Source organism: Cryobacterium sp. Y57 (assembly GCF_002929505.1).
Lineage (GTDB): Bacteria > Actinomycetota > Actinomycetes > Actinomycetales > Microbacteriaceae > Cryobacterium.
The window spans coordinates 1-21030 of the sequence record NZ_PJJL01000068.1 but is presented as its reverse complement, the minus strand read 5'-3'; the positions used below and the strand labels follow the sequence as shown (position 1 = coordinate 21030).

General features: G+C 64.8%; 17 protein-coding genes. 12 read left to right on the top strand and 5 right to left on the bottom strand.

Annotated elements, in window-relative coordinates; all coding sequences use genetic code 11:
* The first annotated feature begins 106 nt into the window (after positions 1–106).
* The 4 genes from CXY72_RS10635 (at position 107) to CXY72_RS10620 (ending at position 5790) form a co-directional block, all read left to right on the top strand.
* A complete protein-coding gene (locus tag CXY72_RS10635) occupies positions 107–2500 on the top strand; it encodes a bifunctional diguanylate cyclase/phosphodiesterase (RefSeq protein ID WP_146071144.1) in 2394 nt (797 codons plus the stop codon).
* A 113-nt stretch (positions 2501–2613) separates the two neighbouring features.
* Positions 2614–4131 (top strand): cell wall metabolism sensor histidine kinase WalK, encoded by a 1518-nt coding sequence (locus CXY72_RS10630; RefSeq protein WP_104127669.1) that lies wholly within the window; start codon positions 2614–2616, stop codon positions 4129–4131.
* Positions 4132–4153: 22 nt separating this feature from the next.
* Entirely contained in the window at positions 4154–5335 is a 1182-nt protein-coding gene (locus CXY72_RS10625; RefSeq protein ID WP_104127668.1) for a diguanylate cyclase, read from the top strand.
* 104 nt (positions 5336–5439) lie between these two features.
* The gene (locus CXY72_RS10620; RefSeq protein WP_146071142.1) at positions 5440–5790 is read left to right on the top strand and encodes a hypothetical protein; all 351 of its coding nucleotides are present in this window, start codon (positions 5440–5442) and stop codon (positions 5788–5790) included.
* Positions 5791–5837: 47 nt separating this feature from the next.
* Here the strand turns inward: CXY72_RS10620 and CXY72_RS10615 are convergent, their stop codons facing one another.
* The gene (locus CXY72_RS10615; protein WP_104127666.1) at positions 5838–6800 is read right to left on the bottom strand and encodes a response regulator transcription factor; all 963 of its coding nucleotides are present in this window, start codon (positions 6798–6800) and stop codon (positions 5838–5840) included.
* A 294-nt stretch (positions 6801–7094) separates the two neighbouring features.
* Here CXY72_RS10615 and CXY72_RS10610 point away from each other — a divergent pair, with 294 nt between their 5' ends.
* Entirely contained in the window at positions 7095–8573 is a 1479-nt protein-coding gene (locus CXY72_RS10610; protein WP_104127665.1) for a malate:quinone oxidoreductase, read from the top strand.
* An 865-nt stretch (positions 8574–9438) separates the two neighbouring features.
* Here the strand turns inward: CXY72_RS10610 and CXY72_RS10605 are convergent.
* From CXY72_RS10605 to CXY72_RS10595, 3 genes are all read right to left on the bottom strand, one after another.
* Positions 9439–9720: a hypothetical protein gene (locus CXY72_RS10605; RefSeq protein ID WP_104127664.1), complete on the bottom strand. Its 282-nt coding sequence runs from the start codon at positions 9718–9720 to the stop codon at positions 9439–9441.
* A complete protein-coding gene (locus CXY72_RS10600) occupies positions 9717–10247 on the bottom strand; it encodes a hypothetical protein (protein ID WP_146071141.1) in 531 nt (176 codons plus the stop codon). The genes CXY72_RS10605 and CXY72_RS10600 overlap by 4 nt, the downstream gene beginning before the upstream one ends.
* A gap of 130 nt (positions 10248–10377) precedes the next feature.
* Positions 10378–11487, bottom strand: a complete 1110-nt coding sequence (locus tag CXY72_RS10595; RefSeq protein WP_104127662.1) for a DNA topoisomerase IB — start codon at positions 11485–11487, stop codon at positions 10378–10380.
* Between the two features lie 266 nt (positions 11488–11753).
* Between CXY72_RS10595 and CXY72_RS10590 the strand changes: the two genes are divergently transcribed.
* From CXY72_RS10590 to CXY72_RS10575, 4 genes are all read left to right on the top strand, one after another.
* On the top strand, positions 11754–12989 hold the full coding sequence (locus CXY72_RS10590; protein ID WP_104127661.1) for an Rv2578c family radical SAM protein: 1236 nt from the start codon (positions 11754–11756) through the stop codon (positions 12987–12989).
* Positions 12990–13189: 200 nt separating this feature from the next.
* Positions 13190–14443: a sensor histidine kinase gene (locus CXY72_RS10585; protein ID WP_146071140.1), complete on the top strand. Its 1254-nt coding sequence runs from the start codon at positions 13190–13192 to the stop codon at positions 14441–14443.
* The gene (locus CXY72_RS10580) at positions 14440–15846 is read left to right on the top strand and encodes a hypothetical protein (protein WP_104127659.1); all 1407 of its coding nucleotides are present in this window, start codon (positions 14440–14442) and stop codon (positions 15844–15846) included. The genes CXY72_RS10585 and CXY72_RS10580 overlap by 4 nt, the downstream gene beginning before the upstream one ends.
* The gene (locus tag CXY72_RS10575) at positions 15846–16475 is read left to right on the top strand and encodes a thymidine kinase (protein WP_104127658.1); all 630 of its coding nucleotides are present in this window, start codon (positions 15846–15848) and stop codon (positions 16473–16475) included. Before CXY72_RS10580 ends, CXY72_RS10575 begins: the two co-directional genes overlap by 1 nt.
* 271 nt (positions 16476–16746) lie before the next feature.
* Here CXY72_RS10575 and CXY72_RS10570 read toward each other — a convergent pair whose 3' ends face one another.
* On the bottom strand, positions 16747–17076 hold the full coding sequence (locus tag CXY72_RS10570; RefSeq protein WP_104127795.1) for an ATP-dependent DNA ligase: 330 nt from the start codon (positions 17074–17076) through the stop codon (positions 16747–16749).
* A gap of 377 nt (positions 17077–17453) precedes the next feature.
* Here CXY72_RS10570 and CXY72_RS10565 point away from each other — a divergent pair, with 377 nt between their 5' ends.
* From CXY72_RS10565 to CXY72_RS19285, 3 genes are all read left to right on the top strand, one after another.
* Positions 17454–19250: a DUF4012 domain-containing protein gene (locus CXY72_RS10565; protein ID WP_158252542.1), complete on the top strand. Its 1797-nt coding sequence runs from the start codon at positions 17454–17456 to the stop codon at positions 19248–19250.
* Positions 19251–19516: 266 nt separating this feature from the next.
* Positions 19517–20254 (top strand): hypothetical protein, encoded by a 738-nt coding sequence (locus CXY72_RS10560; protein ID WP_104127656.1) that lies wholly within the window; start codon positions 19517–19519, stop codon positions 20252–20254.
* A 172-nt stretch (positions 20255–20426) separates the two neighbouring features.
* A complete protein-coding gene (locus CXY72_RS19285; RefSeq protein ID WP_146071139.1) occupies positions 20427–20747 on the top strand; it encodes a hypothetical protein in 321 nt (106 codons plus the stop codon).
* The last annotated feature ends 283 nt before the right edge of the window (positions 20748–21030 follow it).

The window sequence follows — 21030 nt, the reverse complement described above, 5'->3', positions numbered from 1 at the left end:
GCGCCCGAAATCTGAACGCCGTTTGTCACCACAGCCCAACCAACGACCGCGATCAAATCCCGTCCCGTGCGCGCGTTCCACGACAAGTCGCGTAGGCTTTGACCGCGTGACTCGAACTGGGGTGTCGGGCGTGCTGCAGCGCGTCTCTTTAGGCATGTTCACGGTCGCGGCTGTGGCGTTCATCTCGGGCGCAATCGTTGCCGTTCTGGCTGATCCTGGCACCAGAATCGCCGCTGCGGTGAGCGGAATCCTGTGCGTTGCCGCCCTGGAATTGGCTTGGATTCGAGTGGGCAGTGTGCGTCATCGAACGCCCGTCGTCAGCCTGCCGATTCTCGCCGTTCCCGCGCTCGTTCCGGTACTGCCCGGGCAGGCCATCATCGGCGTCGTGATGTGTGGAATTCTCCTCCTGCGGTTGCTGGAGTCCCGTCGCATCACAGTGGCCGTCTACAGCTCGGGCCTCGCCGGTGTCGGCTGCATGGTCTACTTTCTGATCGATTGGCTTCTCGGTCAGTTCGGCGCGGCCGCGCTGCCAGCCGCAGCCGCGGCATCTGCTGGATATGTGTTGTTCGTATTGGCGCTCGAAGTCGTCAGAATGCACCTGCTCAACGCCCCAGCAGACCGCGGCGGCCGTCTATTCGTCTCGCCGGTGCGACTGGCTGCGCTGCTGGTTACCGTTGCCGCGTTGACTATGTTCTCGGTCCACTGGATTAGCGCCGGCTTACCCACTCCTGGAGAAGGTCGCACCAGCATCCAAACCGCGGTCGGCACGCTCCTGGGGAGTCTCGCGGCGGCCGTGATCGTCATTGTTGTGCGCTCCGCGTGGAATATGCGAGGGAGGCTGAACGGTCTCGTGGTCGGCAGCAGCATCCTCAGCGGCACACGCAGCGTGGACAGCCTCGCGGATGCCCTCTGCCAGACGGCGGCGGCCGCGGTCGGTGTGCAGTCCATCGCCCTGCAGCCTGGCCCCGCCGAGGCCGGTGCCATCGGTGTCCCGGTCACGTTCACCCCCGGAGAACCTCAGTTTTTGGTGGCCCGTCGTGACCCGATGGATGGCGCGTTCTCCGGCGTCGACCGGCACGCGTTGCAAGCCCTTGCTGCCACCGCTGAACTGGCCGGAAAAGCCCGGCAGAATGTGGCCGGACTCACCGCGAAAGCCAACACCGACCCGCTCACCGGCCTGCCCAACTATGGCGCCTTCCAGGAGGCCCTGGACACCATCAACAGCACCCGCAGCGACACCGAAGCCATCGCCGTATTGTTCATGGACCTTGACGATTTCAAACGTCTCAACGACACCTGCGGGCACCAGGTGGGTGACGAGGTGCTGCGGGTTCTCGGCCAACGACTGCGCCAGGCTGTGCGTCCGCACGATGTCGTCGCGCGGGTCGGCGGCGACGAATTTGTCATCATCCTCACCCGCCTGGCCACCCTCGACGAAGCCACGGCCATCGCCCAAACGATCCTCAGGGCATCCGCGGCGCCGCTCGCTGTCGGCACCGAGAGCTTCACGCCCAGCCTCAGCATCGGCGTGGCGTTCTCCGCTGTCATCGAAACGGATATCGCCGCGCTCGTTCACGACGCTGACCACAGCATGCTCATGGTCAAGAAAAGGCGCCGCCGCGGCAGCACCGACGGTGTGGCGAGCATCAACGTGTCTGGCCACCGCTCCTCACGGCTCAACGCCACGGTTGCTCGTGCTATCGACGAAAACCAGTTGCAATTGGCCTATCAACCCATCGTCAGCCTCGTCACCGGCCGTATTTGGGCGTTTGAGGCGTTGCTGCGCTACGTCGACCCGGAGTTGGGCGCGATCTCACCGCCGTCGCTGGTGGAAAAGGCCAAGAGCCTGGGCCGGTTCGACAAGCTGACCCGGCAGGTTGCCGAGAAGGCCATGGCCGCGGCCGCCGAATTTCGACTCGTCGAACCCGGCATCATCTGCATCACCGTCAACGTTGAGGCCGAACAGCTGGCGCCGGAACGACTCGGCGTCTTCGCAGAAAACCTGAACAGTCGCTACCCCGAGATTTTGCTATGCCTCGAGCTCAACGAACGTTCGGCGGCGCGGGTCTCGGCGCAGATTCGAGAGCAGGCTGATCGGCTGCGCGAGGTGGGTATTCTGATCGCACTCGATGACTACGGCTCCGAAGATTCCTCGGTCGATTCGCTCGTTCGAGTGCCGATGGACATTCTCAAGATTGATCGCAGCCTGGTCGATGACCTCGCCGACGTGCGCCAGCGTGAAGTGCTCACCGCACTGCAAAGTTTCGGCGACAAGCTCGAGTACTCGATGATCGTTGAGGGTGTGGAGAACGAATACATGGCCGGGGAGCTGGCGCGGCTCGGCATTCGCAGCGCCCAGGGTTTTCACTTCGGTGTACCGAAGGGGTTCACCGAAACCGTTGACCGGCTCGATGAATTTGGGGCGAAGGCCGTACTACCGGCCTCGGCGAGCCCCGCGCTCGCGCCGATTACGCCGCATGCGACGGTGACACCGTCATAATTCACAGCCGCCCACGACCCGAACGAGCGCTTCGCTATCGGGTCGAACGTTCCGTTTTTCTCTCCCAGCTGCTGGTCGGTTCGTCGACCCTTCTCCTGGTCGCGGTGTCGGGGATGCTCAACATCGACCTCTTCACCAACCAGCTGTTTCTGGCCGGTATCCTCATTATCTTTGTCGCCACCGCGGTCGCGGCGGGGGTGCCCTGGCGACGTCTCGACAAAAAATGGATCATCGTTCTACCAGTCGTCGACCTGGTCGGGCTGGTGATCGCCCGGGAAGGCGAGCCGCTGCTCGGAACGACGTTTCTGCTTGTTTTTCCCATCATCTGGTTGTCGACGCACTTTGGTGGTCGGGGTGCTCTTGGTGGCGTGGTGTTCACCTCCGCGATGCTGTGGGCGGCCGGCCTGTTTCGGACCGAGGCACTGTCGAGCAGTGAGATTCCGCGATTAGCCGTTGTGACCATCGTGCTGGGCTTTGTCGCCGCCACGACCCACACGACCACGAAACGTGCCGCAGCGCAGCGGGTGTTGCTCACCCAGCAGTCCATTTTGTTCGAAGGAGCCCTGCGTCGCTCGCGCCGAGAGGAGCGCACCCTCGACGAGATCTTCAACGCCATCGACTTCGGCGTCGTCGGATTCGACCGCGACGCCAAGCCGAACCTCATCAACCGCGCCCAGCGTGAAATGTTCTCCCGGTTCGGGGTGAAAGAAGGCCAGCTCGGCTCTATCGACGTGTACCACGAGGACCAGGTCACCCCCCTGGCCGAGCGGGATCGGCCGTTCCGACAAGCGATGCGCGGCGAAACGGTCGACCGCGTGACGGTTTGGTTGGGGGAACAGGGCACGCAGCAGACCGCCGTGCTCGTCTCCGCGCGCCCTATTCTCGACGAAAACAACAACTACGACGGCGGTGTCCTGGTCGCGCGGGACGTCACCGTCGAACTGCGCGCGATCAAAGCGCGCGACGACCTGGTGGCATCCGTTTCGCACGAATTGCGTACGCCGCTGACCTCGATCATGGGGTATCTCGAGCTGGCCCTCGACGATGACACCCTCGATCCGTCGACCCGGCGCATGCTCGAAGTGGCGTCGAAGAACTCCGACCGATTGCTGGCTCTCGTCGCCGACCTGCTGGCAACGGCCGCCGCGGCCAAGCACGAGCTGGCGATGATCCCGGCCCCCTGTGACCTGTCGGTGATCATCACCGACGCCATTGAATCGCTGCGGCCGGCCGCCGCCGAGCGCGACATCACGTTCGTACTCTCGGCGCTGCCGACCGTGCGACTGCACGCGGATGCCTTTCGCCTGCGCCAGGTGATCGACAACCTGTTCTCGAACGCGATCAAGTACAACGTCGCATCCGGACGCATCGACGTGACCCTGCTCGATTCCGATGCCCAGATCGAGCTGCGCGTGACCGACACCGGCCGGGGGATGTCCCCGGGCGAGCAGCTGAACCTGTTCGATCGGTTCTACCGTGCCGATTCGGTGCGCGGGTCAAGCGTCCACGGCACTGGACTCGGACTGAGTATCAGCCGGGACATTTGCCGCCAGCATGGGGGAGACCTGAGGCTCGAATCCGAGCTTGGCAAGGGCACCAGCGCCATCGCGACGTTACCGCGCACATCATGAACGGCAATCAAGGGGTAGGGGCATGAACCTGGACACACTGACTCTGCTCGTCATGAACGGAGTGATCGTCGCGCTGTGTGGGGTGTCCTTCATTCTGAACACTGCGTTCCATCGCACCGATTCCGTCGGCCGCATTTGGAGCTTGGGCTTCATCGCCGCCATGGTCGTCACCATTGCGCACGACGCTTCCGCGACCGGCCAGCTGATCTGGTGGGCCATCGTTGTCGCGAACGTATCGTTGACGATCGCCGTCGGGTCGCTGTGGGCCGGGCTCCGGCGGTACAACCGGCGCAGCCGTGGCTGCTTGTGGGTGGTCGGCGCGATCAGCGTTCTTGTGCTCGCCGCAACGCTGCTGCACGGAGAATCCGCCGGCCGCTGGGCCGGCGCCGCAGAATTGTGGATTGCTGTGGCGGTCCTGTGCCTGCTCGGTGCACTCGAAGCCGTGCGCGGGCGTATGCGCCGCAACCTGAGCGGACAGATTCTGGCCGTGGCCCTGTGGGTCACTGCAGCGGCGGCTACGGCTCGCTCCATCGTCTTCACCGTGGACGGGGAGACCGGGGCGCTGTTCCTGACCTATTTCAACACGGCCAACACCACGGCGCTCAGCCTGTGTGTCGTGGTGCTGCTGACCATCGCCGTTTCCGCCCTGCGCGCGCAGCACATGCCGGGCAGTGCCGTCGGTGACCTGACCGACGGCATCCACTCGGCGGCGGGTGTGCTGTCGGCTGCCGCCTTCGGGCAGGCGGCCACCGACCATCTGAGTCGTGCGAGAAATGCGGGCGTGGGGCTCGCCGTGATCGGTGCCGATATCGACAACCTGCCGGAAATCAACGTTGCCTTCGGCCGGGTGGCCGGCGACGAGGCGATCGCCGCGTTCGCCTCGAAACTACGTGCAAGTGCTCCGGTGCTGTCGATCATCGGGCACCCTGCCAGCGGGCGGTTTCTGGTGCTCGTCGGCGCCGGGTCGGCGGCCGAAGCCCGCGCGGTTGCGGAACGCATGCAGGCGACCCTTGTCGACGAACCGTTGAAGGAGGCTTCCCTGATTCGACTGACCGCGAGTTTTGGTATTGCCGACACATTCGACCACGGCTATGCGCTGACCGCGCTGAGCATCGCAGTCAACACGGCCATAGAAACCGTCAAGGCGCGCGGCGGTAACGACATCGCCGTCGAACTCGCCGCGACCGGCCACGACGGATCTTGATCAGATCTTGACGCGAAGCAGCCCCGAAATACACCCAGATCTGTCAGAGTGATACGCGTGACCGTGCCGATGAATTCTGCCACCGCGACCAGCGGATGCCCGGCATGAGTTCGCTGGTCGACCCGGCCACATTGCTGCGGCTGAGAAGTGATCTCGGCGGGGACGCCGCTGTACAAAACCGGTTTGTGAACGATTTTCTCGATCTCTGGCACAACCGGGAGTTGCGCTTGTGCGCCGCCCTGGCTGCAGCAGACCTCGAGGCTGCCGACATTGTGTTGCTGAGCATCCGCTCGAGCAGCCAAATGCTGGGAGCCGTGCGTCTCGAAAACACTGCGGGCCTTTTGCACCGCACCCTGAAGAACCAGGACCTGCCCGGGTGCCGACAGCAATTGCCCCTTCTCACCGCTGTGGCCACAGATACCTGCTTGGCGCTGTCGCGGTATATCGCGCGTTAGATTGCTTCAGCCGGCCAGATGTGGCCCGGCGCTTGCGTCTCGTCGCACTACTTCTCGGCTGCCAGGCGATAGCCAACGCCCCGCACGGTTTCCAGCCAGTGCGGTGTCGTGCTGCTGTCACCGAGTTTGCGACGCAGGTTGCCCATGTGCACTTCAACCGCGCGCCGATCGGCCTCGTTCACCGGGTAGGCGCTCGCGTAGGCCTCGCCGCGCAGCAGCAGGGCGAGGTCGTTCTTGCTGCGCACCCGCCGCTGTGATTCGAGCAGGGCGGCGAGCAGTTCGAACTCCGTGCGGGTCAGTTCGAGTTGAGTGCCGGCCAATTGCACGAGGCGTTCCTCGGGATTCAGGCGCAGGTCGTTGTGTTCAAACCAACCATTTCGTGGTGTGGCGCCGCGCAGCGGGCTCGCGGCGTCTTCGGCCGGAGCGAAGGTAGGAGCGGATGCGACGTGGGTCTGTCGAAATACCGAGTCACGAGGGGGGTCACTTGGCACAGCGCTGGTCAAGCTCGTGCTGGTGGGCGCAGCGATCAGTGGGTCGGCCACCACCGCCCCTGTCCGGGCCGCTACCGGCGCGGGCACGGCGTGCACTGCGGCGGCGGGCGGGACGACGGTAGCCGCGGTGATGGTGTGGCGAGGGCGTCGCAACATTGCTTCGATGCGGGCCCGCAGTTCCCGTGGGCGAAACGGTTTGGTCAGGTAGTCGTCAGCGCCGGCATCGAGGCCCTGGAGGGTGTCAATTTCGTCGTCACGGGCGGTGAGCATGACGAGGTAGGTAGGGCTGAACGCGCGGATACGCTTGGCCGTTTCGAAGCCGTCCATACCGGGCATGCTCACATCGAGGGTCGTGACGATCGGATCGTAGGCGCGTACCGCGGCGATACCGTCGAGGCCGTTGCTCGCGGCGATTGTCTCGAACCCGGCCTGGGTGAGCACGGCCTCCAGCAGGTTACGAATGTCTGCGTCGTCTTCGATGATGACGGCGACGCGCTGCTCGGGTTTTTCTGACAACATGCACTCCAGTATCCCGTTAAGTCGGCAGATCCTCACCGAGGTGACTTATTGCGTTAATAACCAGACCGTTCCGATCCTGGCCGAAAATCACTGCGACGTTCTCCCCGCTGCCGGCACGGGGTGGGCGCTGGCCGGTGATCGACCTCGGTGTGCGCTGCGTCGTGAAAGTAGCCGTGGAACGGTACTGCGCGACCCACGGGTGCCTCAATGCGCCCGCTCGCCGATAGGTGTGGGCCGCCGCGGGGCTGGGCGGCACGGTAGGGCGCATCCGCTCGCAGCGATACACTCAACAGTGTGAATTCTTCGGGAACCGTCGACGTAGTCCTCATTGGTGGGGGCATCATGAGCGCCACCCTCGGCATACTGCTGAAGGAGTTGCAGCCCGACTGGCGCATCGAGGTGTACGAGCGTCTCGGCGAACTTGCCCAGGAAAGCTCGAACCCGTGGAACAACGCCGGCACCGGCCACGCTGGCCTGTGCGAGCTCAACTACATGCCGCAGGCACCCGACGGTTCGGTCACGGCCGACAAGGCTGTCGTCATCAACGAGCAGTTTCAGATCAGCCGCCAGCTGTGGGCTCACCTCGTTTCCATCGGCGCCCTGCCGGAGCCGGACAAGTTCATCAACTCCACCCCGCATATGACTTTTGTGCACGGCAAAGCCAACGTGGAGTACCTGCGCAAACGTCACGCCGTGCTGGCCACCCAGCCGTTGTTCTCCGGCATGGAGTTCAGCGACGACGCCGCGAAGATCGGTACGTGGACGCCCCTGCTCACCCGCAAGCGCCCGGCCGGCCAGAAGATTGCCGCGACGCGCATCGTGAGCGGAACCGACGTGGACTTCGGCGCCCTCACCCGGTTCATGTTTGACACCCTCGAACAGCAGGGGGTCACGATGCACATGAACGAGCAGGTCGTCGGTCTCAAGCACAAAGCGGATGGCACCTGGAACCTCAAACTGTTGCGCCAAGTCGGCCAGACCCGCACCAGCATCAACGCCCGCTTCGTCTTCGTCGGCGCCGGCGGTGGAGCCCTGGCATTGCTGCAGCAGAGCGGAATCCCCGAGATCAAGGGTTTCGGCGGGTTTCCGATCAGCGGCCAGTTTTTGCGCACCACGAATCCAAAGCTCGTCGCCCAGCACCAGGCCAAGGTATATGGCAAGGCAGCCAAGGGCGCGCCGCCCATGTCGGTGCCGCACCTCGATACCCGAATGGTCGACGGCGAAATGTCGCTGTTGTTCGGCCCGTACGCCGGTTTCAGCCCGAAGTTTTTGAAGACAAGCACCTGGTTCGACCTGCCGTTCTCGATTCGTACGCACAACCTCGGCCCCATGCTCGCCGTCGCACGTCACAACTTCGACTTGATGAAATACCTTCTCGGCGAGGTATTCGCCTCGCGAAACGCCAAGCTCAAGGCCCTGCGCGAGTTCATTCCCACTGCGGTCTCTGGCGACTGGGAGCTCATCACGGCCGGCCAACGCGTGCAGGTCATGAAGCACGACGCCAAGCTCGGCGGGGTGCTGCAGTTCGGCACCGAGGTCATCACGTCCGCTGACGGGTCGATCGCCGGCCTGCTCGGCGCCTCGCCGGGAGCCTCGACGGCCGCGCCGATCATGGTGGACCTGCTGGCCCGCTGTTTCCCCGACCGCATCGAGGGCTGGAAGCCGCGTATACGTCAGATGATCCCGAGTTACGGCACCAAACTCTCCGACGACCCGGCCGCGGCCGCGGCGTCGCTGGCCGCCACCGCTGAGGTCCTGCACCTGAGCAACTAGCCATCCGGCGCCGGCCGGGTGGGCACCCACGTGGCTTTCGCCTACGTGGCTACTGCCCGGTCTCTGCTCGGCTGCTGTTGGGCGTCTGCTCGGCTGGCTGGTCGGCTGGCTGGCTGGTCGGCTGGCGAGGCGCATAACTCCTGCAATCTGCGTGCCGCTACGTGGGCTCCTGCGTGATCACGCGGAAGCCTCGTCGTGCCTCGAACGAATTGCAGGAGTTATGCGCCTGAGAGAAGTTGCCCGGAGGGCTGTGCCGGAGTCATGCGCAGGTGGTGCCTTGAAGTGACGTCAGAGTTTTTGTAGGAGCGTCCTGTCAACCCTGTGATCAAGGCCAGCTGATGTCTACGAGCTGATATCTACTTGAGGCTCAGAACGGTCCGGAGGCGGCAAGTGCACCCGAACATTGGCGTTTCGGATGCGGAAACCTGCGCGTATCGCAGCTCGGCATCCTTCAACTCGCACCGACCGAATGGTGGGTGCGAAAGTTCTGACAGCGACCCGGACGCCCTGCGGGGAGTCATCCAGCAGAGCGGGGGAGCCTTCGAGGTGACGAAGCTCGGAGTGCGCACGACAAGGTGGGTTACTCCTCGTTCGACCGGGCCCGGGCTAGTTTTCTGGTGCGAGGCGCACCGGCGGCTCCAGTAGCATCGCAGCCAGCCCAGCCGGTCGGTTCACGCACAGCGAAGTGGCCGACGCGACGGCCCGTGCGACACGACGCCCTTGCCCGTGTACCAGCACGGAGCCCGCGTACCGCCACAGAGCCTGTGTCCGGCAGAGAGGCGGTGTACCGGCAGAGAGCCCTTGTCCGGCACAGAGGCCCGTGTACCGGCACAGAGTCCCCATGGCCGCCGACTCCGCGGGTGGTCTATATGACGTGGCCCCCGTCATCCTCTTTCGAACTGGTCCTGGACTCTTCTTTCTTGACGGATGCCTCCGTGCGATCCAGCAGATCGCTCACCTTGGTCTGCGCCACGGATGCCGCGTCTCGTGCGATGGTCTCGGCCTGCGAGATAACCTTCTGTGTGGTGGGGTCGCCCCAGAGCCGGTGGGCTTTCGCGCTCAGGCGGTCGTAGGCCTGGCGGCCAGCCTTGGATCCGAGCACAAAGCCCGTTGCGGTGCCGGCGAGGAACAGGAATTTGCCTTTCATGGGGACTCCTTCAGGTTGCGGGGTTGAGGCCCTGGCTTCGGCGCGGGTGGTTTTTTCGTCATCCGCGTCGTGGGTTCGGTGCGGGTGGGATCATCGTCATCCACGTCGCGGCCAATCAGATCAGGGTTCGAGGGATCGTCGACCGGGTCTACGTCGTCGAGGTTCACCTCGTTGTCGCGGTTGTTCTGGTCGTCTTCGCTGTCGCTGTCGCTGTCGCTGTCGCTGTCGCTGTCGCTGTCGGTGTCGGTGTCCGGCTCGACCGCGGCTGCGACGGCGGCTTCTCCCGCCGTCGACTCATCGACGCTCGGAGCCGGACCGTCCGGGCCGGTGCTCGCGCTCGCGATCAGAATGGTCGGTTTGGGGTGTTCCCTGGAAGAACCGGCTGGTTTCCCGGTAGACCCCGCGTGTTCTGCGTCCGGGCCGTCTGGGCCGTCCGGTCCCACGAGCTGGTCGGGATTGGTCGGTGTGCTCGGTGGGTCCGGAATATTGAGCTGCGGCTCTTCAACGGGATCAGAATCGTGGGTCACGGGCATACCTTTCTCGACGACCATAGCTGCGCCTCGATCGGCGACGTTTAAGTTATACCCCGAACGGGGGACATCCACTGAAATTGGCTCGCGCTGCCGGCGTGACAATGTGCCGGGTGACTTTTTTTGCTCACTCCGTGTCGCCGAGCAGAAGTGCGCGCAGGGCTGTTTCGACCGATACCCGGCTGGCCGGGTCGATGGTTTCACCCGCACGAAACAGATCCACGACGCGCGGATCGACATAACTCGTGCGGGCGATCGCCGGCGTATTGCCGAGCGCATCGGCGGCCTGCCGCATCGCTTCGGCGATGGCGCGGTCATCGGAGCGTCGGCTGCGCGTGGCCGCGCGTGGTGGCCGCGCAGCGGATGCCGGGGGCGCAGCCAACGAGGCGGGCACGCCATCGGAACCCGCCCCACCGGTCGACCTTCTAGCAGCTGGCCCGGCCGGTCGCTCGCTCGCCGCCAGACTCTCTGTCAAGCTCTGAGCGAGGCTCTGCGCGGCAGCGATCGTGCCTCGCAGCGTACGAAAGTCCTTTGCGGTGAACTCGCCGCCGGTGCGTTCCCTGATGAAATCGTTGATGTCGGCGGCCGAGACGACGTCCTCGATGTCATCCAACACCCAGGACAGCAGGGGTGCGGCCGGCCGTTCGCGCAGTCGGGCACGCAGGTAGGTGGCGAGGTCGGCATCCGTTATCACGCCCTCGAACTGCTGCCCGCTCTTGGCCGGGAAATCAAGCCTGACCTCGTCACCGCGCACCGTGACGTGCGAGCAGAGCAGGGTCGAGAGTCCGTGGCTGCCGTAGGTGTCGGCGTAGCGCTCGCTGCCGATGCGCAGTGAGGCCAGGTCGAGCATGCGAAATGCCGCGGCGAGTGCCCGGATGCGCGGCGGGCCGTCGCCGCGCAACTCACGGGTGACCTGGCCGCGCACCCGCGGCAAAGAGGAGGCCAACTGCAGCGCGCGCTCGAACTTGAGGCGGTCCTTCTGTTCACGCCAGGCCGGGTGGTAGATGTACTGGCGGCGCTCGGCGGCATCGATACCGATCGCCTGGATATGACCGTTCGGGTGCGGCGAGATCCAGACGTCGTTCCACGCTGGAGGGATAGCGAGGGCCGCGAACCGCTGCCGCAGCTCCGGGTCGGTGATTTGTTGGCCCGACGGATCGCGATAGCTGAACCCCGTGCCCGCTCGCCGCCGGGAATACCCAGGTCGGGTCGGGTCGCTGCGTCGTAACCGAGTAATCCGAATCCCCTCTCAGTGCGCCTGCCCGAAGCGTAGTGCGAATCACCCGAGCACGGATGCGGCACCACCCCCGTCTCGCGGGTCGCACCGCACGTCAGGCCTCGCGGCACTCGTTGCAACTCACGGCACCCCGTGTTAGAGGTACCCGCTTCTCGGACGAGTGCCGCGAAGAAGCAGCGCGCGCGGGGCGGCCGCCGGCATTCGTTTCAGTCCGAATATATTGCGTTGCACTTGCACTTGACTAGTACTTGTGTTCGACTGGATGCATGCGGTGGAGCTCACAAGAATTACAGACCGAACAAGTCGGTGCGCTGCCGGGTCTCGCCCGACTGAACAACCTCGTGCGCAGCGTGCAGACGCCCGAGTTCGCGGGAATCACGTTCCACGAGATCCTGTGCAAGTCGGCGCTCAACCATGTTCCCGGCCAGAGCACGATGCCGTTCGGCTACACGATCAACCCCTACCGCGGCTGTTCACACGCCTGCACCTACTGCTTTGCGCGCACCACGCACCAATACCTCGACCTCGACGCCGGCAAAGATTTCGACAGCGAGATCATCGTGAAGGTCAACGTGGCCGAGGTCTTGAGGAAAGAACTCGCCAAGCCGACGTGGGGCCGGCATCCAGTGGCTCTTGGCACCAACACCGACCCTTACCAACGCGCGGAGGGACGCTACCGCCTCATGCCCGGCATCATTACGGCCCTCGCCGACAGCAAGACGCCCATCTCCATTCTCACCAAAGGCACGCTGCTGCGCCGCGACCTCGACCTGCTCGTGGAGGCGAGCGAACACGTTCCGGTGGACCTGGCCATGTCGATCGCGATCTACGATGACGAGTTGCAGCAATCGGTCGAGCCCGGAACCCCCACCACCAAGGCGCGCCTGGCCACGGTCACCGCGGTTCGCGAACGCGGACTCGACTGCGGCGTCTTTCTCATGCCGATTTTGCCCTTTCTCACCGACACCCGCGCCCACCTCGACGAGGCCCTGCGGCGGGCCAAGGCCGCCGGCGCCACGAGCGTGCTCTACTCGGGGCTCAACCTCAAACCGGCCGTCAAAGACTGGTATCTGCTGTGGCTGACGCGCGAGCATCCGGAACTCGTTGGCCGTTATCGGGAACTCTACGCCGGCGGCCAATACGCGCCCAAGGAGTACCGCACTTGGCTCGCCGCCCGCATCAAACCCCTCATTCGTGCGCACGGCCTGGAGCGTGGAATCGTCGACCCAGCCACCGGTGGCCTGCGGTCGAGTGCTCTTCCGGCCTCCCCAGAGCGGATGCCGACGTCAGGGTCGCGCACGCCCGCGCCGCTCCTGGCCGCGCTCCGTGTGCCGGCCGCGCCAAGTGTGCCGGCCGCGCCAAGTGGACGGGGCCCGGGCCCGGGCCGTGGGCCCAGCTTAGAAACTGGGCCCGGGGCCATAACGTGGGCCCGCGCTGCGGACGCGCCCCGATCGCTGATCGCGGCGGAGCTGCCGCTCGATCTGACGCCGACCCTGTTCTGACTCCGTTCCGGGACGGGGCCCGGGCCCGGACCGTGGGCCCAGCTTAGAAACTGGGCCCGGGGTCATGACGTGGGCCCGGCGAGCGGATGCCGCAAGCGCCAGCCCCAACCGCCGCCCCAACCACGCCAGCCCCAACCGCCCCAGAACCACCCCCGCTCAACCACCGCCCACCCCGGTGGCATACTTAACCTGGGGGAAATATGTCTCTAGGGTTACCCGGCCACCTGGTCCAGCTGACGCTCGCGCGCGCCCTCGCGCGGGCCGCACACTGGTTTGCGCTGACCTGTCTTATGGCCGCAGTCGTCTCGGTTGCCATTCTTAGTCTGCACAGTCCCGAACTTTGGGTGACAGTCGGGGTCATCGTGGCCATGGGCGCCCTGCTCGTGCTGTTCACCCGGCACCGCCGCATTGCATTCGCGGTCGCCTACCTGGTCGTGGGAACCCTCGGCGTCTACGTCTTCACCACGACCGTGCTCGGCGTCCCAGATGCATTCCCAGCGTCGAATATGTTCCTCGTTGCCATGCCCAAGATGGCACTCGTCATGGTCGGCGGCGCCGGAATCACCGCTATCGGCGGCGTGCTCTGGAGCACCGCCGCCTTCATTCTCGCCGAGGCCTCCGCTTTCCTTGCCATTCTCACCACCACCGTGCCCTACCGGCCCGATCTGTTCACCCTGTCTACCTACCTCGTGTTGGTCGGCGCCATGGTGCTCGCCGGAATCGACCGTCGGGCCAGCAACGCCGCCCAGCCTGCGATCCACCGCGCAGTGCAAGACGGCGCCAACCGGCAGCTGCGTGATGCCCTCGATACCCGCGCTATTGCCTTACTCAACGACACGACGGTGGCTCAGCTCGTCGCGCTGTCGCTCGCCGAGCCCGGAGCGCTCTCACCGGGCCTCACCGCGAGCCTCAAATACACGCTGACCACCCTGCACGACACTAACTGGCTCACCGACATCGACGCCCGCACCACGACTGCCCTGCAACCGACTGACACCCAGAAGTCACCCAGCGACGCCTGGCTCTCCAGCGCCGTGTACACCGCTATCGAACGGAGCCGTGACCGCGGACTCGTCGTCGAGGTCACCGGTGACCGCGACGCCCTCGCCCGCCTCGACGCCGAAAGCGACCGCGACGTCGGCCTCGCCGTACAGCATTGCCTCGTCAACGTCATCCTGCACGCTGGCGTCGCCTCCGCCGAGGTTGCCGTCGAATCCGACCTGAGCACTATTTCACTTCTTATAACGGATGCGGGCCGCGGCTTCACCGAATCGGAATCCGCGTCCGACCGCCTCGGTATCCGCCAGTCCGTGCGGCGCCGTATCGAACAACTCGGCGGATCCGTCTTGATCTGGAGCAGACCCGGCGCCGGCACGAACGTGCGCCTGACGGTGCCGGCGGCACCAATACAGCCCCAGGATCGGCCGAACCGCGTCAAACGGCCCGCCGCATGACCCGCGCGACCCCCACTCCGCGTCGGCCGCGGGCGCCGGCATCCGCTTCTCAGCAGCGGCTCGACCCGATCGGAGGCCTGGCCGCCTGGCCGCTCGCTCCGGTTGTCTCGGCCATCGTCGTCACCTACGCCGTCGCCGCGACGATCTCGCGCATGCATGAGATTCAGCTCATAGAGCTTGCGGTGGTGTCCGTTGGTGTACTCATGATCGCGGCCGCCGTGCTCGTCTGGGCGGCTCGTCCCGACCTGGCCCCATTCACCCGTATCCGCGCCATCGTGATCGTGGCCCTGGGGCTTGCTGCGCACCTGCTCGCCGCGGCGAGTACCTGGCAGTTCAACGGCATGATCCAGGACGACTTTGCCCCGATCGGACTCGGCCTGCTGCTCTTGGCCCTCGCGCCGTTCCGGCCGTGGAAAGAGATCCTCGTGCTCGGCGGCTCGTCCGCCACGGTAGTGGGCATCACGGCCCTGGTTCAGTCACCGTTTCTCGGTGTGCAGACGCCGCCCGTTTTGTTCGCCATCATCGCTATGACGCAGGTGCTCGCGCCCGCCCTGGCCTCCGCCGCATACTCTCGACAAGTCGTCAACTCCATTCACCGCTGGCAGACGGATGCCCGCCGCGCCATCCGCGCGCGCACGGAAGAGAGCCGCGGCCCCCTCGCGCACGAGGTGGTGGACCATCGCCTGACCAATCTCGGCGCCGATGTACTCCCCTTTTTCGCCGACGTCCTCGGTCGGCAAGAACTCACTGCCGCCGACATCAAACGCGCGCGCTCCCTCGCCTTCCAGGTGCGGCGGGTGCTCGTAGCCGAGGTCGACCACACCTGGCTCGACGACCTCATCGCACGCGAACGCATCGGCCTTACCGATCGCGGCCTCGACCCGCTCTGCGTCATCGCCGACCCCGACCGTCGAGCGACCGCTTTCGACTCCGACCAGCGCGCCGCCGCTGGTGCCATGATCGTGGCGCTGTGCACTCTCAAAGGATTCGACCCGACCAGCCTCGTCGTGCAGATCGACGGATCCGGCGCCGCCCCGACCGACACCGCCCAGGTCACCCAGGCCTTCGGACTGCGCGGAGCTCTTCCCACGCCGGCTACCGACACCACGACCATCGCCATCGTCACCGCCGCCCAGGAGCAGGCGTCCGCGCAGGCCCGCACCCAGGCGCGTGCCCAAGCGCAGCTGCATTCCCAGATGCAACCCCGCCGCGACGACCGCGACGTAGACACCATCACCATCCAGGTCGTAACCTCACTGCCGCCGCACCAGCGCCGCCGTGCCCTGCGCCCGTACCTGAGCGTGTTGCGCGCCGTGTTCACGCGGGTGCGGGTGACCAGTCGGCAGGCGCTGCTCACGCTAAAATTCAATGCTGAACGCACCACGATCAAAGGCATTAAATAATGGCAAAACTGTACTTTCGATACGGCGCCATGAACAGCGGCAAAAGCACGTCCATGCTTCAGGCGGCCTATAACTACGAGGAACGCGGCCACCATGTGCTGCTGGCCAAGCCGAGCGTCGATACCAAGGGCGACCGCGGCATCCTCTCTCGCCTCGGTGTCACCAGAACCGTCGATTTTCTGCTCACCCCCGAGACGGATGCGTACGCCGCGTTCGAGCAGCACCGCGCGCAGGTTCTGCACAGATCCGGCCGGGACGTGAGTGCGCTGCTGCTCGACGAGGCTCAGTTTCTAACCGAAACCCAGGTCGATGACCTGCTGCGCATCGCTATTTTGGAGAACGTGCCCGTGTTGGCCTACGGTATCCGCACGGACTTTCAGACCGTCGCTTTTCCCGGCAGTCGCCGCCTGCTCGAAGTTTCTCATAGCCTCGAAGAACTCAAAACTATCTGCCGCTGCGGGCGCAAGGCCGTGTTCAACGGTCGCAAGATCGACGGCGTCTTCGTATTCGACGGCGACCAGGTGGCTATCGATGGCGAAGAAGTCACCTACGAGTCACTCTGCGGCAGTTGTTACCTCGATGAGAGCCACGGCGTGCTGAACAATCGCAGCCGACCAGCGCCCGAATAAGGCCGGTGGAGCGCTCGTTCTCATGATCGCGCTTCTCGGACGGTTCAACAATTACGAGTGACGTCGACCCAGACCGTGTTGACGCCGCACATAGCGCGAGCGTGTGGTGCTCGCGGTCTGTGCGGCCAATGCGCAGGCCCCTTGCGTCGTACCCCTGAGAACTTGAATTAGCGCGACCACTTTCAACGACGGACACAGGGCGCGCCCGATTCAACGCGATGCGTGACTGTGCGAGTTCTGCTCCTCGGGAGTAGCCGGGGAATACGTGAGACTAACCGCCGGGGCGCAGCGCTAGGGGGGTGCGTTGCGCCGGTTCCGCCATCACCTGCAGGCCGGTCGCGGAGTTGGCCGAGAGCGACAGCGCCTCAACCCAGTCGCGGTTGAGTGCCGGCACCTTGCTGCCGAAGTACTTATAGGCCAAGGAAATGCCGGGGTGCATCCAAACAGTGCTGCGGCCTCCCCCGACGGGGGGGTCGTCGCGCCAGGAGAAATAGAACGATTCGCCGCGGCGCAGCTTGGCGCCGACCACGAGTTGAATGTGCGCGAGTACTCGGTCATCGAACTCGACGGTGATACTTGAGTCATACGTCAACTTGCCCATTATTGTGCCTCGCGTTGGTTCATCGGCGAATGCGAACGGCAGGCCGAATCGCATACAACCACGGGTTTCCTTCCCAAAACGGGAACTACAATTTCCATATGCTGCTGAGCCTAGTGAACTCCGACGCAAAGTATTTCGCTTAGTTAGCTATAACCCAGACCCAATTCTAGGGACAGTTAGATCGGTGTGAGGCTGCTAGCGCATGGCCAGCACGCATATCGTCAGAAAATCACTAAGGCAGGCTCGATCACGAGGCCGATGAAAGTCAGGTCCGCGATGATCGCGCCAGCGCTCCGCCCGGAAGCCAGCGAAACGGATGCCGCACCGGCGCGCGCGTTAAGCCGTAGCCGACATCCGAGGTCTGCTTGAATATGGCCATGTCCTCTTCTCACGCGGCCCAGACCACGCCTCCGAAGCGCTCGCGAACACGCACCACCGTGGGGTTCCTGGTGCTCGGTCTGCTGGTCATTGTGGTGGCGGCCACCGCCTGGGTGGGTATTCGTGGCCTGCAGGCCAAGGACGCACTCGAAGCTGCGGTGCCGCTGGCCGAGAAAATCACCGACCAAGTCGTCTCCGGTGACGGTGAGGCTGCTGCCCGGACCGCTGCACAGTTGGCCGGATACGCCACCACCGCCCGGTCACGCACGAGCGACCCGGTCTGGCGCACGTTCGAGCTGCTGCCCTTTCTCGGCTCCAACCTCGTGGCCGTGCGTCAAATCGCCGCGGTCGTCGACGACGTTGCGCAGAGGGCCGTCACCCCTCTGGCTGCGCTGGCCGGCAATCTCGACCTGACCGATTTCAAGCCCGTCGACGGCGCCATTGCCCTGCAACCGCTGCTCGATGCGCAGCCGGCAGTAGCAGCTGCCGATGCAGCCCTGGCCCGCTCAGTGACGAACGTGAAAGCCATCGAGACCAACGACGTGCTCGACGTCGTGCGCGGTGCCGTCACCCGGCTGCAGACCGTCGCCGGTGAAACCTCGGCCACGCTCGACGGCATGAACCGGGCAGTGACCCTGCTGCCGGCCATGCTCGGCGCCACCGAGCCGCGCGACTACATCCTGCTGTTCCAAAACCCGGCCGAACTGCGGTCCACCGGCGGCATCCCCGGTGCGCTCGCGCTGCTCCACACTGATAACGGCAGCATTGAACTCACCCAGCAGGCCAGCTCGACCTCTTTTGCGCAATACCCAGCTCCGGTGCTGCCCCTCGGCGAGGAGATTCGCAGCATTTACGGCGACATCACCGGGCAGTTCATTCAGAACGTCTCAATGGCCCCTGACTTTGCGCAAACCGGTGAGCTCGCCCGCGAAATGTGGCGCCTTGACTTCGGACTGGAAGCAAATGGTGTGCTTTCGATCGACCCGGTCGCGCTCAGCTACCTGCTCAAAGCCACCGGCCCGATCACCCTCCCCACGGGCGACCAGCTCAACGCCGACAATGCCGTGCGGTTGTTGCTGAGTGACGTGTACGCGCGATATGACGATCCGAAGCAGCAAGACATCTTTTTCGCGGCCGCAGCCGACGCCGTGTTCACCGTAGTCAAAAGCGGCAACGCTGACCCGGCCAAGCTCATCGTAGCGCTCGCCAGGGCCGCTGCCGAGAACCGGGTGCTGGTCTGGAATGCCGACGAAGCCGAGCAGACGATTCTCAACGACACCACCCTGGCCGGCGCGAGACCGGTCAGTGACGACACGACCAACCGGTTCGGGCTCTACCTGAACGACGGAACCGGCTCCAAAATAGACCTCTACCTCGACGTGCAGACCGCTATCGGCCAGCAGACCTGCCGCCAGGACCGGCGCCCGCAGTATGCGTTCGAGGTGACCCTCACCAACACTGCCCCAGCGGATGCCGCCACCAGCCTCCCGGCCTACGTCACCGGTGGCGGCGCCTTCGGTGTAGCACCCGGCAATATCAAGACCATGGTCGCGGGCTACGGCACCCCCGAGGTGCACAACGTCGGCCTCACCCGTGACGGCGTCGAAGTGCCGTATCATCCGGCTACCGATGCCGGGTATCCGGTGAGTTCGATCGGCATCGAACTGGCACCCGGCGAGAGCACCGTGCTGCGCTTCAACTGGCTGGGCGCAAAACCCTTCACCGGCCAGCTCGAACTGCGCAGCACACCACTGATCGTGCTCAACGACACCGCATCATTAGAATTCGCTTGTTAGGATCGCCACGAATGACCACAGCGATCGCAGAACGCCGCGATCCTGGGTGAGCAGAGCCATCCGGTACCACCGCGCTACACGGGATTCACCTTCGAAAACTTCTGGTCGTGCTCGCGGCGCCGTCATGACCGCGCTGCCTGCTGCGAGTCCGATGCTGAGAGGCCGGTACTGACGGCTAAAGCCACTACGAAAATGGACACACCGACGGTGACGTTTCCGGCCCCGAAGTCATCGCCCCACAAACTCCGGCCGATCGAGAGCAAAACATGAACGAATCCCAGACCAGCAGGGACCTGAACGCTGCCGCATACGCTGCATCCGTGCACGTGAGCGCCGCGCCCGCTCGCGCCCCCCGTATTCTCATGGTCTGCACCGGCAACATCTGCCGGTCACCGCTGGCCGAGCTGCTACTGCGCGAAAACCTGCGCACAGCAGGCATCGACGCCGTTATCACCAGTGCCGGAACCCAAGCCATGACCGGTAGTGCCATGACACCCGAGGCAGCGGCGCTGGCGTCGCAGTATGGTGCGTCACACACCAGGCACGCAGCACGGCAGCTCATCGAGGAGTTCATCGCCGATGCCGACCTGGTGCTGACTGCCACCAGAGAGCACCGTCGTCAGGTCGTATCGATGCTGCCCAAGGCAACCCGCTACACCTTCACCCTCAACCAGTTTGCGCGTCTGGTAGCCCCGGCTGCTCGCGTCGACGCGTCGGCCTCGGCCGGCGCCGGCTCCGCAGCCCAGAACTCGGCGGTCGAGCCTGTCGAGACCTTTATGAGACTCCTGCCCCCCGTCATCAAGGCCCCGCCACCCCTCGACTTCGCAGCCTTCATCGCCGACGTCGCCTTGACCCGCGGACTCCACCCTTCGCCCATTCCCCCCACTCTTGACGACGTCAATGACCCCTACCGGCAGTCCACGACCGTGTACGCCCGTGCGGCGGCGGCCATCAATGTCTCCGTCACCACGATCACGGCAGCCCTCATCGCGGCAGGAGTCTGATGCCGCGGTTACCTGGGCAAATTTTCGCGAGCCATGCTAGCCGCGCCAACATGCCCCTGCGCTCACCCACGGTCTGCGCACGTGTGAACGTCGACCGGAGTAGGAACCGCTCGGCTCTCCACAAATTGGCAAAACCATACCGAGCTCCCACTAGCAGGACTAGTCTCACCTCATGGACGACAACGTGTCGTGGGTTTTTCAAAAGAAAGACGTGGCCCGGCCGCGGCTGTGCCCGCAGTGTAACGACCCCATGCAGGTCTCCTGGCACGGCATCTCCTACGACTATGGCTGCGAGAACTATGCGTGCTCGCTGGTCTACTGCGGTCCGCCCTATACCGAATCCGAACTAGCCAGCGACAACACGGTCGTGCTCGGCCCGCCCAACTGCGTGCGCTGTCTCATGCCGATGCAGGTCGTGCTCAACGGGGATGCGTGGCAGTTCGCTTGTGATCAAAGCGGATGCGACGGCATCTGGCCTCCCGTCGACTCCTGACCCAGCCCGCCCGCGCCACGTCGCCGTATCAAGCCAGTAGCGTGCGTTCGCACGCCCATACTCGTCGCCCATAATCCGTAGCCGCGTAGCCGCGTAGCCGCGTAGCCGCGTAGCCGCGTAGCCGCGTAGCCGCGTAGCCGCGTAGCCGCGTAGCCGCGTAGCCGCGTAGCCGCGTAGCCCGGCGCGCGCGAGAATCGCAGAGTCGAAATTCGTTTATTTTGGCACATGGATGCGGCCGGGCCTGTTATCGCAGGTCTGGCCGCTTTTTTGCGCGCATTGTGCG